The following is a 12,048-nucleotide window of genomic DNA, read 5'->3' on the forward strand; positions in this document are numbered from 1 at the left end:
CTCAAAGGATAGGCGGTTTCGGCCCGATTTCCTCGGCGTCGGCCTTGTTGGCGACCACGTCGATCACCCGGCTCTTTTCGAAATAGACGGTGAAGGCCGGATAGACCCAGCGGTTGATCTGCGGCCACTGCCGCTTCTGGCCGCCGCGCGGGTCCATGCGCTGGGTCGGCTCGCCATAGCGCGCCTTGACCTGGTCCATGCTCTGGCCACGGGACGGCAGCAAAGCCTTGCCTTCCTCCTGCACGCGCTGGATCAGCAGGGTCTCGGCGGAGACGGCGCCGGAGAAGGCGAGCAGGGCGAGCAGCGGGGCAACGGCGATACGCAATTTCATGGAAGAGCCACCTCGTCAAAGGACGCGGGGATTCTAGTCACAAGCTGACGCTTAACGGCAGCGTGCGGCCGTCACGGTTTGGCGAAGCCGAGGGCGGATCGGGCCGGAGAACGAAGAAAGCCGCCTTGCGGCGGCTTTCGGCGTCGAACCTTGGACGGCCAGGGGCCGTCCCGCGGGTCTCAGCGCTGACGCGCCTCGACCACGCTGGTCTGTTTCAGCGCTGACGCGCCTTGAAACGCGGGTTCGACTTGCAAATCACGAAGACCTTGCCGCGGCGGCGGACGACTTTGCAGTCGCGGTGACGGGCCTTCGCCGACTTCAGGGAGGACAGGACCTTCATGAGAACCTCGGCAAAAATGGGATGAAAGAAGCGGGGTGGAAAAGTTAGCCCGCGATTGTAGCGGACAAATCTCCGTCCGATCAAGTGCTTGCGTGAAAAAAATCCAGCCGGCGCCGGCCGGGGCGAATCGCCGCGTCCGGGGCGGTGCCCTTCCGCCGCCAGGCTCGGTCTCGGGATCGTCCGCCGGGGGCGACGGATCGGCCCGGCAGGGCGGCCGGCAGACCGGCGCGCTGCGCCGAGCCCCGGGCCTCGATCGGCATCGATCGGCTGCGATCGCGGGCCGAAAGCGCGGGCGGCCGTCGCATAATGATACCCATGAACAGCGCATCCTCAGACAACGGCACTATCCCCGTCCTCACCATCGACGGGCCCTCGGGCTCGGGCAAGGGCACCATCAGCCGCCTGGTCGCGCAGCGCCTGGGCTGGCATTACCTCGATTCCGGAGCGCTTTACCGTGCGGTCGGCGTCGCCGCGGGCTGGGCCGATCTCGACCTGGCCGACCCGGCGGCCCTGGTCCGCTGCGCCTTCGACACCCACATCGGCTTCCGCGACGACGAGCGCGGCGAGCTGCGGGTCCTGATCAACGAGGTCGATGCGACCGACGAGCTGCGTACCGAAACCGCCGGCGCCGCGGCCTCTGCGATTGCCGCGATTCCCGAGGTCCGGGCCGCGCTCAAGGATCGCCAACGCGCGTTCAGGCAGGCGCCGGGGCTGGTCGCGGACGGTCGCGACATGGGCACGGTGATCTTCCCGGACGCCCCGTTCAAGGTGTTCCTGACCGCCAGCGCCGACGAAAGGGCCGAAAGGCGCTATAAGCAGTTGAAAGACAAAGGGGTTTCGGTTACTTTAGACGGTCTGCTACGGGAGATTCTCGCCCGCGACGCCCGCGACGCCCAGCGTTCGGTGGCGCCGTTGCGCCCGGCCGAAGACGCCGTGCGCATCGATACCACCGGTCTGGGCATCGACACGGTAGTCGAACAGGTGCTGGCTTTGTTGCCCGCGCGCTGAACGGCACGAGCGTACGCGATGCGTCCGTGGCAGATGCAGTCGCAACACCATGCAGTCGCAACAACGTTGTTTCACAGCCCCGTCGCAATCCTGCGGCGGATCAACCAATAACACATGGTGCAGTTCCATCGCGCCACATAACGGGTGGGTCGACCACGTACTGCTTGCGTTGCCAGTCCGGCAACGATGTCAGACGGTGCGGCCCGTGTGTTTAACCGAGATATCCAATCCAATGACCGAATCATTTGCCGAACTGTTCGAAGCCAGCCAGCAATACCTGGCCAAGCTGAAGCCGGGCGCCATCGTCACCGGTACCGTCGTGGAAGTGCGCGGCGACGTAGTGGTGATCAACGCCGGCCTGAAGTCCGAAGGCATTGTGCCGATCGAACAGTTCCGTAACGACGCCGGCGAGATCGACGTCGCCGTTGGCGACGAGGTCAAGGTCGCACTCGACTCGATCGAGAACGGCTTTGGCGAAACCGTGCTGTCGCGCGAGAAAGCCAAGCGCGCGATGGTGTGGGACGAGCTCGAAGAGGCGCTCGAAAAGAACGAGACCATCACCGGCCGCATCAGCGGCAAGGTCAAGGGTGGTTTCACCGTCGACATCAAGGATGTCCGCGGCTTCCTGCCGGGTTCGCTGGTGGACGTGCGCCCGGTGCGCGACTCCGCCTACCTGGAAGGCAAGGAACTCGAGTTCAAGCTGATCAAGCTGGACCGCAAGCGCAACAACATCGTCGTCTCCCGCCGCGCGGTGGTCGAGAGCGAGTACAGCGTCGAGCGCGAACAGCTGATGGAGAAGCTGCAGGAAGGCGCGATCCTCAAGGGCGTCGTCAAGAACCTCACCGATTACGGTGCGTTCGTCGACCTCGGCGGCATCGACGGCCTGCTGCACATCACCGACATGGCGTGGAAGCGCGTGCGTCACCCCTCGGAAGTGGTGGAAGTCGGCCAGGAACTCGACGTCCGCGTGCTCAAGTACGACCGCGAGCGCAACCGCGTCAGCCTCGGCCTCAAGCAGCTGGGCGAGGATCCGTGGGACAACATCGCCCGCCGCTACCCGGCCAACACCCGCGTGTTCGGCAAGGTCAGCAACGTCACCGATTACGGCGCGTTCGTCGAGATCGAGCCGGGCGTCGAAGGCCTGGTCCACGTCTCCGAAATGGATTGGACCAACAAGAACGTCAACCCGTCCAAGATCGTGCAGGTCGGCGACGAAGTTCAGGTCATGGTCCTCGACGTCGATGAAGAGCGTCGCCGTATCTCGCTGGGCATGAAGCAGGTCACCTCGAACCCGTGGGAGACCTTCGCGGCCATCCACAAGAAGGGCGACAAGGTCGAAGGCCAGATCAAGTCGATCACCGACTTCGGCATCTTCATCGGCCTGGACGGCGGTATCGATGGCCTGGTCCACCTGTCCGACATCAGCTGGAACACCACCGGCGAAGACGTGGTCCGCAACTACAAGAAGGGCGACACGCTGGAAGCCGTGGTCCTGGCCGTGGATCCGGAGCGCGAGCGCATCAGCCTCGGCGTGAAGCAGCTCGAGCAGGACCCGATGGGCCAGTACGTGGCTTCCAACGCCAAGGGCTCGATCGTCAAGGGCACGGTCAAGGAAGTCGACGCCAAGGGCGCGACGATCGAACTGGCCGACGGCATCGAAGGCTACGTCGCCGCGCGCGACATCGCCAAGGAGCGCGTCGAAGACGCTTCGCAGTACCTCAAGGTCGGCCAGGAAGTCGAAGCCAAGATCATCGGCACCGACCGCAAGGGCCGCAGCATGCAGCTGTCGATCAAGGCCAAGGACGAGCACGAGCAGCAGGAAGCGATGGCCGATTACAACCGCCAGACCTCCGAAGCCGCCAGCGGCACCACCAGCCTCGGCGCGTTGCTGCGCGAGCGTCTGGGCGGCAAGTCCGAGTAATCGCTGCACGCGTCACGCTACAGGCAATACGGCCCGGTCGATCCGGGCCGGGCTTTACCGATGCATCCGCCGAGGCGGCCCGGTACGGCCGGGTCGCCTTCGGTCTGCGGTAGGGGATCGCAGCCGATCGCGACGTCCGCACGACTTTCTTCACGACCTTCCCAAGGCAAGGCCACGCTTCGTCCATGACCAAGTCCGAACTCATCGAGATCCTTTCGCAGCGTCAGGCCCATCTCAAGGGCGACGATGTGGATCTGGCGGTGAAGGCTTTGCTGGAAATGATGGGCGGCGCCCTGTCGGCCGGCGAGCGGATCGAGATCCGCGGCTTCGGCAGCTTTTCGCTGCACTATCGTCCGCCGCGCCTGGGCCGCAACCCGAAGACCGGCGAGTCGGTCGCGTTGCCCGGCAAGCACGTCCCGCACTTCAAGCCCGGCAAGGAACTGCGCGAACGCGTCAGCGGCGTCACCCCGCTGGACGAAGAAGGCTGAAATCCCGGGAATGAGTGGCGGCCGCGCCGCCGCGAGCAGCGAGGAACGAGCGGCATCGCCGCCGGCCGCTCTCGATTCCTTATTTATACGCATCGGCCGCACTGGCCGTGGGTAGGGCGATCACGCCCTGACTCGCTCCTTACTCCTCCAAACTCGTTTCCCCCGGCTAATACGCCGCGCGCATGCGCGTCCGTTAAGCTAGGCGCGACACGCACGAGATCGTGCACGACCTCCCGGAACTCCCCATGCGCGTGATCCGTCTTCTCATCGCCCTGGCCTGCCTCGCGGCAGGGGCGATCCTCGGCGCCCTGAACCGCCAGATCGTCAGCATCGACCTCGGCATCGGTTTCGTCCCGGCGACCTCGCTCGGCATCGCCCTGATCGTCGCCCTGTTGCTGGGCGCCCTCATCGGCGGCTTGGCGATCAGCGCCAGCGTGGTCCTGCCGTTGCGCCGCCGCCTCAGCCGCGCCGAGCGTGCGGCGAGCGCCGCGCCGGCGCCCCCGCTCACCGGTCCCGAGGTCTGAGCATGGAATTCATCAGCCAGTGGTTCTGGTTCTTCCTGTTGCTGCCGGTGGCGGCGGTGAGCGGTTGGGTGATCGGGCGGCGAGGGGGCGAGCGGCATAGCGACAATCAGGTCAGCCGCCTGTCGACCACCTATTTCCGCGGCCTCAACTACCTGCTCAACGAACAGCCCGACAAGGCGATCGAGCTGTTCCTGCACATCGCCGAACTCGACAAGGACACCTTCGAGACCCAGGTCGCGCTCGGCCACCTGTTCCGCCGCCGAGGCGAAGTCGACCGCGCGATCCGCCTGCACCAGGCCCTGGTGCAGCGGCCGGGGCTGAGCGACCAGCAGAAGGTCCAGGCCTTGCTCGCGCTCGGCGAGGACTACATGCGTTCGGGCCTGCTCGATCGCGCCGAGACGGTGTTCAGCGATCTGGTCGCGCTGGACATGCGCGCGCCGCTGGCCCTGCGTCACCTGATCGGCATCTATCAGTCCGAACGCGACTGGGACAAGGCGATCGAGAACGCCCAGCGCTACGAGGCCGCGACCGGCGAGCCGATGGGCAAGCTGATCGCCCAGTTCGAATGCGAACTGGCCGACCGCTACCGCGCCGCCGGCGATACCGACGCCGCGCGCGCGGCGGTCAAGCGCGCCTATGAGGCCGATGCCAATTCGGTCCGCGCCGGCATGCTGGAAGGGCGCATCGAGGTGGAGACGGGCAACGACGCCGCGGCGATCCGCGCCTTCGAGCGCGTCGCCCGCGCCGACCCCGATTACCTGCCGGAAGTGTTGCCGGCCTTGCTGAGCTGCTACGAACGCGGCGGCGACGCCACCGGTGCCCGCGCCTTCCTGGCCGAGATGTGCGAGCACTATCGCGGCATCGCCCCGGTGCTGGCACTGACCCGGATGGTCGAAGCCGAGGACGGCGTGCCGGCGGCGCGCGCCTATCTGGCGCGCCAGCTCAAGGACCGCCCCTCGGTGCGCGGCGAGGCGGCGCTGATCGACCTCACCATCGCCGAGAACGCCGACCCGCTGGCGACCCTGCACGACCTCAAGCACATCACCGACCAGCTGCTGGTGCGCAATCCGAGTTACCGCTGCAATCGTTGCGGCTTCGGCGCCCGCAGTCACCACTGGCAATGCCCGAGCTGCAAGGAATGGGGTTCGGTCAAGCCGCTGCTGAACTACGCGGTGGTCTGAGCGATGTGGCAATGGATCGCGATCTATGCGGCGCTCGGCGCCGCAGGCACTTGGCTGGCGCGCGCCTATGCGCTGCACAGCCGGCTCATCGACGAGCCGGGCGAACGCCGCAGCCATAGCGTGGCCACGCCGCGCGGCGGCGGCATCGCCATCGTCGCCGCGGTGTTGGTCGCCGCGGCTGCGCTGGGCATCCGCTTTCCCTCGCACGCGCCGCTCGCCTGGGCCTTCGGCATCGGCCTGCTGCTGATCGCCGGGATCGGCTGGGTCGACGACCACCGGCCTCTGTCGCCATGGCTGCGCCTGGGCGTGCACGGCCTGGCGGCGGCGCTGCTGGCGTTCGCGGTCTGGTACGTACTGGGCAACCCCTGGCTGGCGTTGGCGGCGTTCGCGCTGGCGGTCGGCCTGCCCAACGTCTGGAACTTCATGGACGGCATCAACGGTCTGGCCGCGTCGCAGGCGGCGCTGGTCGCGCTGGGCCTGGTCTGGCTCGGCGGGCCGGTCTGGAGCTGGCTGGCGCTGGCCTTGCTGGCCGCCTGCATGGGCTTTCTGCCGTTCAATTTCCCCCGTGCGCGGATCTTCATGGGCGACGTGGGCAGCGGCGCGATCGGCTACGCGATCGCCGCCTTGTGCGTGTTCGCCGCGAGCGGCCTGGGCCAGCGTTCAGGCCTGTTGTTGTTGCCGCTGGCCGCATTCATGGTCGACTCCGGCCTGACCCTGCTGCGGCGGGTCCGGCGCGGCGAACGCTGGTGGACCCCGCATACTCAGCATGCTTACCAGGTCTGGGCCCGGCGCATCGGCCACACCCGGGTCACGCTCGCCTATGCGGTTTTCACGCTGTTGTCGCTAGCCTGCGTGCGCTATGTGACCGAAGTCCGAACCGGTTTCATCTTATATATGGGAGCGGCGTGGTATATGTCCGGCGCTTTTTTTTGGTGGCTGATCCAGAAGACCGGACGCGAATCCGGCGACCCGATCGGCTAGGACGAACCGAGCGGCCCGATCTGCGATCCGGCCGGACCGATTGATTTTCTTTCAGTAGGGGCAGGGAATGAGTTCATTGCGCGATCGTCTGAAAGGCGGCCTGCCGCGGTTGGCGGTGGTCGTGCACGATCTCGCGATGGTCTGGCTGGTCTGGCAGGCGCTGCACAAGCTGCGCTTCGGCATCACCGCCACCCCGCCGACCCTGCCGCTGTGGTCGACCGAGATCGCCCTGGTCCTGGCCGCGCAAGGCCTGGTGTTCTGGCAGGTCGGCCTGTACCGCGGCCTGTGGCGCTTCGCCGGCGTGCCCGATCTGTGGAATATCTTCAAAGCCTGCATGCTGGGCCTGTTCGCGATCGTCCTGGGCTTGTTCCTGTATAACCGCGTCGACGCCGTGCCGCGTACCGTGCTGGTGCTGTACCCGCTGGTGCTGATGGGCATGCTCGGCGCGCCGCGCCTGTTGTACCGGGCCTGGAAGGACAGCCGCATCGACAGCGCCAACGCGGTCTCGGTGCGGATACTGATCCTCGGCGCCGGCCGCGCCGGCGAGGCCCTGGTGCGCGACCTGCGCCGCTTCGGCACCTATCATCCGGTCGGCTTCCTCGACGACGCCGCGCGTCTGCGCGGCAGCAAGGTCCAGGGCGTGCCGGTGCTCGGCAACGTCGACGACGTCGCCGAGATCGCCCGCGAGACCGCGGCCAAGCTGCTGGTCATCGCCATGCCCTCGGCCGACGCCAATGCGATGCAGCGCGTGGTCATGGCCTGCGAACGCACCGGCGTGCCGTTCCGGATGGTGCCGCGCCTGCAGGACGTGCTCGAAGGGCGCTCGCTGCCCGGCGAGCTCAAGGAAGTCGCGATCGAGGACTTGCTCGGCCGCAAGCCCGTGTTGCCGGACTGGAAGGCGATCCGCGCCTGGCTCGGCGCGCGCTCGGTGCTGGTCACCGGCGCCGGCGGCTCGATCGGTTCCGAGCTGTGCCGCCAGTGCGCGCGCCATGGTGCCGGCCGCATCGCCCTGATCGAGATCGACGAGCTGGCCCTGGTCACCACCGAGACCGCGCTGCGACGCGATTTCCCCGACGTCGAATTCATCCCGATCCTCGGCGACTGCGGCGACAAGGCGGTCATCGAATACGCACTCAAACTGGCCTCGCCCGACGCCGCTTTCCACGCCGCCGCCTACAAGCAGGTGCCGTTGCTGGAGGCGCAGCTGCGCGAGGCGGTGCGCAACAACGTGCTGGCCACCGAGACGGTGGCGCGCGCCTGCCGCGCCGCCGGGGTCGGCACCTTCGTGCTGATTTCCACCGACAAGGCGGTCGACCCGGTCAACGTGCTCGGCGCAACCAAGCGTCTGGCCGAGATGACCTGCCAATCGCTGGCCGACCAGCGCGCCACCCGGTTCGTCACCGTGCGCTTCGGCAACGTGCTCGACTCGGCCGGCAGCGTGGTGCCCTTGTTCCGCGAACAGATCCGCAGCGGCGGCCCGGTCACGGTCACCGATCCGGAGGTCACCCGGTTCTTCATGACCATTCCGGAGGCCTGCCAGTTGATCCTGCAGGCTTCGGCGATCGGCACCCACGAGGCCATCTACACCCTCGACATGGGCGAGCCGGTGCCGATCCGCCTGCTGGCCGAGCAGATGATCCGCCTGGCCGGCAAGACCCCGGGCCGCGACGTCGCCATCGTCTACACCGGCCTGCGCCCGGGCGAAAAACTGCACGAGACCTTGTTCCATGCCGACGAGCGTTATCGCCCGACGGTGCATCCGAAGATTCTCCAGGCCGAGCCGCGCGACGTGTCGAGCCTGGCCCTGGAGAACTCGCTGCAGCAGCTGCGCGATGCGTCGATCCGCTACGACCGCGAGGCGCTCGGTACCTTGCTGCGCATCGCGGTACCGGAATTCCGTCCGGTGGGTGAACATCCCGATTACAAGGAATCGGCTACGGTGGTGGCATTCCCCGCCCGTAACGCCAGGAAGATTTGATGGCCGCACGTATTCGCAAGGCTGTTTTTCCGGTCGCCGGCCTCGGCACCCGTTTTCTCCCCGCGACCAAGACCGTGCCGAAGGAAATGCTGCCGATCATCGATCGGCCGCTGATCCAGTACGCCGTCGATGAGGCGATCGAAGCCGGTTGCGACACCCTGGTGTTCATCACCAACCGCTACAAGCACGCGGTCGCCGACTACTTCGACAAGGCCTACGAGCTCGAACACAAGCTCGAACGCTCCGGCAAGACCGAACAACTCGAACTGATCCGCAACGTGCTGCCGCAAGGCGTGCGCGCGGTGTTCGTGACCCAGGCAGAAGCCCTGGGGCTGGGCCACGCGGTGTTGTGCGCCAAGGAAGTGATCGGCAACGAGCCCTTCGCGGTGCTGCTGCCCGACGACGTGATCTGGAACCGCGGCCCGGGCGCGCTCAAGCAGATGGCCGACGCCGCCCAGAGCAGCGGCGCCAGCGTGATCGCGGTGCAGGACGTGCCGCGCGAGCAGACCGCGAGCTACGGCATCGTCGCCACCGACGCCTTCCAGGCCCGTCAGGGCCGGATCCGCGCCATCGTCGAGAAGCCGTCGCCGGAGGTCGCGCCGAGCACGCTCGCCGTGGTCGGCCGTTACGTGCTCAATCCCGGCATTTTCGAACTGCTCGAAACCACCACGCCGGGCGCCGGCGGCGAGATCCAGCTCACCGACGCCATCGCGACCCTGCTCGAGCGCGAAACCGTCAACGCCTATCGCTTCCAGGGCACGCGCTTCGACTGCGGCACCCACCTGGGCCTGATCGAGGCCACGATCCGCTACGCCCTCGATCACGAGAAGCTCAGCGATTCGGCGCGCCAGATGATGCAGAACGCGCTCAACGAACTCGGCGTCGAAGACCTCGAGTAAGCAGCGGGCAGGGCATAGTCGTGCAACTCATGGGCCGCGGATGCAGCCCATGATCGTTTGATCGTTTGGTCGGCCAGCGCCGGCTGCGATCAGCCGGGCCAGGCCCAGGTCGCCGCGGCCGCCGCCGCGAACATCCCGGCCGCGACCTGCGCGATCCGGCCCAGGCGCTCGCTGCGCCGCGACCATCGCAAGGCCGCCCGTTCGCGCAGCACCCGCACGTCGCGGTAGGTCTTCCAGGCGCGCGGCGGGAAACGGCCTTCCTCGCGCGCGGCCCGGCCGAGCCGGCGCAGACTGCGGCCCCACAGCGCACTCGGCAAGGCCGCCGCGATCAACATCGCGGCGATCGCGCCGCGCAGCCAACGCCGCGCCTCCTGCGGCGCGCTCGCCAGCGCGTGCGCCTGCACCGCCTGCAGCCAGCCGTGCAGCAGCCACAGTCCGATCGCGCAGACTGCCAGCAGTGCGGCCAACAGCCACAGGCTGCGTCTGCGGTAGGCTAGGTCGGCGCGGTGGATCTCCATCGTCTGCGTCTCGGCGTTCGGTGTGGCGGCGCGGTCATGCACCGGCCGCCGCGGCGCCGGCCGGCATCATCAAACCCGTTGCGACCCGCTCATGTCCATACCCGCCGAAAGTTATTACCGCGCCAGCATCGAACGCCAGCCTTCGTGGCCGGCGTTCGAAGGCAAACGCCAGGCTCGGGTGTGCGTGATCGGCGGCGGCTTCGCCGGGCTCAACACCGCCCTGGGACTGGCCGAGCGCGGCCTGAGCGAGGTGACCCTGATCGAGGCGCAGGCCATCGGCCACGGCGCTTCCGGCCGCAACGGCGGCTTCGTGTTCGGCGGTTATTCGCGCGGCGAAGACGCCTTGTTGCGCGAGCTCGGGCCGCAGCGCGCCCGCGCGCTGTACGCCGGCACCACCGGCGCGGTCGAGCTGATCCGCTCGCGCATCCATCGCCACGGCATCGCCTGCGACGCCACCGAGGCCGGGGTGATCTGGGCCAACTGGTTTCGCGACCGCGAAGTACTGCGTTCGCGCCAGGCCCTGCTGTCCGAACACTACGGCGTCGACTGGCAATGGTGGTCGCGCGAACGCTTGCGCGAACAAGTGCGCAGCGAGCGCTATCACGAGGCCCTGTTCGAACCGCAGGCCCTGCATTTTCATCCGCTCAAGTACGCGCATGGGCTGGCGGCGCTGGCCGAAAGCCGCGGGGTCGCCATGCACGAACGCAGCCCGGCGCTCGCGCTGGAGCGCCAGGGTCCTGGCTGGCGGATCCGGACCGAGCGCGGCGAAATCGAAGCCGAACAGGTCGTGCTCGCCTGCGGCGGTTACCTGGCCGGGCTGCGCCGCGAGGTCGATGCCGGGGTGATGCCGATCGCGACTTATGTGATGGTGACCGAGCCGCTCGGCGAGCGCCTCGACGAGGCCTTGCGCACGCGCGCCGCGGTCTACGACACACGTTTCGCCTTCGACTACTATCGGCCGCTGCCGGACACGCGCCTGCTCTGGGGCGGACGCATCTCGGTGCTGGACCGCTCGCCGCAGGCGGTCAAGCGCTTGCTCTATCGCGACCTGCTCAAGGTGTTCCCGCAACTGGCCGGCACCCGGATCGATTACGCCTGGTCGGGCCTGATGAGTTATGCGCGCCATCAGATGCCGCAGATCGGCCGGATCGGCGAGGGCCTGTGGCTGGCCCAGGCCTTCGGCGGGCACGGCGTCGCGCCGACCACCTTCGCCGGCGAAACCGTCGCGGCGGCGATCGCCCATGGCGACGAGGGCTGGCGCGAGCTGTCCGACTACGGCCTGGTTTCGGCGATGAAACCCGCCGGCCTGCTGGCGGCGCAGCTGAGCTACACCTGGGCGCAACTCAAGGACGCCTACAAAGAACGCACAGAGGGAAGGGCAGGATGAGCGATACCGATAACAGCCAGGCCGGATTGATCGCATGGAGCGACTTCGAGAAAGTCGTGATCTGCGCCGGTACCGTGACCCGGGTCGAGGAGTTCCCGCAGGCGCGCAAGCCGGCCTGGAAGCTGTGGGTCGATTTCGGCCCGCACGGCCTGCGCAAGACCAGCGCACAGATTCGCGATCTGTACTCGGCCGAGGACCTGGTCGGGCGGCAGATCGTCGGGGTGATCAATTTCCCACCGAAGCAGATCGGGCCGTTCGTGTCCGAGTTCCTGTTGACCGGTTTCCCGACCGAGCAGGGCGTGGTGATCACCGCCCTCGAGCGGGCGGTGCCGAACGGAACGCGGTTGGCCTGAGGTCGGCGTAACGGATCTGCGTTCGAGGGTAGCAGCGCAAGCCGCGACAGCGAACCGCGCCGGCATCGTCGCTGCGATGGCGCTGTCGCAGTTCCGCCGTTGGCCGTGAACGACGAAGGCGACCGGAACCCGGTCGCCT

13 protein-coding genes are annotated in these 12,048 nt (G+C 67.6%); 10 read left to right on the plus strand and 3 right to left on the minus strand.

The genetic code is table 11. The annotated features are described in order from the left end of the window. Position 1: 1 nt before the first annotated feature. Together ACSAMQ_RS03125 and ykgO are read right to left on the minus strand one after the other, a co-directional pair. Positions 2 to 331 carry a hypothetical protein gene (locus tag ACSAMQ_RS03125; RefSeq protein ID WP_435394244.1) on the minus strand — a complete coding sequence of 110 codons (330 nt, stop codon included), beginning with the start codon at positions 329 to 331 and terminating at the stop codon, positions 2 to 4. A 214-nt stretch (positions 332 to 545) separates the two neighbouring features. Next, positions 546 to 671, minus strand: coding sequence for a type B 50S ribosomal protein L36 (gene ykgO, locus ACSAMQ_RS03130; protein ID WP_010342887.1), 126 nt, complete (start codon positions 669 to 671; stop codon positions 546 to 548). A gap of 315 nt (positions 672 to 986) precedes the next feature. On the opposite strand from ykgO, the gene cmk reads away from it, so the two are divergent. From cmk to galU, 8 genes are all read left to right on the plus strand, one after another. Next, positions 987 to 1,679: a (d)CMP kinase gene (gene cmk, locus ACSAMQ_RS03135; RefSeq protein ID WP_435394245.1), complete on the plus strand. Its 693-nt coding sequence runs from the start codon at positions 987 to 989 to the stop codon at positions 1,677 to 1,679. A gap of 232 nt (positions 1,680 to 1,911) precedes the next feature. Further along, positions 1,912 to 3,600, plus strand: coding sequence for a 30S ribosomal protein S1 (rpsA, locus tag ACSAMQ_RS03140; protein ID WP_435394246.1), 1,689 nt, complete (start codon positions 1,912 to 1,914; stop codon positions 3,598 to 3,600). Positions 3,601 to 3,785: 185 nt separating this feature from the next. Continuing rightward, positions 3,786 to 4,088 (plus strand): integration host factor subunit beta, encoded by a 303-nt coding sequence (locus ACSAMQ_RS03145; RefSeq protein WP_057947915.1) that lies wholly within the window; start codon positions 3,786 to 3,788, stop codon positions 4,086 to 4,088. Between the two features lie 245 nt (positions 4,089 to 4,333). Continuing rightward, the gene (locus tag ACSAMQ_RS03150; RefSeq protein ID WP_057917762.1) at positions 4,334 to 4,612 is read left to right on the plus strand and encodes a lipopolysaccharide assembly protein LapA domain-containing protein; all 279 of its coding nucleotides are present in this window, start codon (positions 4,334 to 4,336) and stop codon (positions 4,610 to 4,612) included. Positions 4,613 to 4,614: 2 nt separating this feature from the next. Continuing rightward, positions 4,615 to 5,793 carry a lipopolysaccharide assembly protein LapB gene (gene lapB / locus ACSAMQ_RS03155; protein ID WP_435394247.1) on the plus strand — a complete coding sequence of 393 codons (1,179 nt, stop codon included), beginning with the start codon at positions 4,615 to 4,617 and terminating at the stop codon, positions 5,791 to 5,793. Between the two features lie 3 nt (positions 5,794 to 5,796). Then, on the plus strand, positions 5,797 to 6,774 hold the full coding sequence (locus ACSAMQ_RS03160) for an MraY family glycosyltransferase (RefSeq protein WP_435394248.1): 978 nt from the start codon (positions 5,797 to 5,799) through the stop codon (positions 6,772 to 6,774). A 67-nt stretch (positions 6,775 to 6,841) separates the two neighbouring features. After that, positions 6,842 to 8,752: a polysaccharide biosynthesis protein gene (locus ACSAMQ_RS03165; protein ID WP_435394249.1), complete on the plus strand. Its 1,911-nt coding sequence runs from the start codon at positions 6,842 to 6,844 to the stop codon at positions 8,750 to 8,752. Beyond that, positions 8,752 to 9,651, plus strand: coding sequence for a UTP--glucose-1-phosphate uridylyltransferase GalU (gene galU, locus ACSAMQ_RS03170; RefSeq protein WP_435394250.1), 900 nt, complete (start codon positions 8,752 to 8,754; stop codon positions 9,649 to 9,651). Before ACSAMQ_RS03165 ends, galU begins: the two co-directional genes overlap by 1 nt. 89 nt (positions 9,652 to 9,740) lie before the next feature. Here the strand turns inward: galU and ACSAMQ_RS03175 are convergent, their stop codons facing one another. Then, entirely contained in the window at positions 9,741 to 10,169 is a 429-nt protein-coding gene (locus tag ACSAMQ_RS03175) for a hypothetical protein (protein ID WP_435394251.1), read from the minus strand. Positions 10,170 to 10,260: 91 nt separating this feature from the next. On the opposite strand from ACSAMQ_RS03175, the gene ACSAMQ_RS03180 reads away from it, so the two are divergent. Together ACSAMQ_RS03180 and ACSAMQ_RS03185 are read left to right on the plus strand one after the other, a co-directional pair. Continuing rightward, entirely contained in the window at positions 10,261 to 11,556 is a 1,296-nt protein-coding gene (locus ACSAMQ_RS03180; RefSeq protein WP_435394252.1) for an NAD(P)/FAD-dependent oxidoreductase, read from the plus strand. After that, complete coding sequence (locus ACSAMQ_RS03185) at positions 11,553 to 11,909, plus strand: tRNA-binding protein (protein WP_435394253.1); 357 nt, start codon at positions 11,553 to 11,555, stop codon at positions 11,907 to 11,909. Before ACSAMQ_RS03180 ends, ACSAMQ_RS03185 begins: the two co-directional genes overlap by 4 nt. Positions 11,910 to 12,048: the final 139 nt, after the last annotated feature.

Source organism: Lysobacter sp. 1R34A, from assembly GCF_051217035.1.
Lineage (GTDB): Bacteria > Pseudomonadota > Gammaproteobacteria > Xanthomonadales > Xanthomonadaceae > Lysobacter.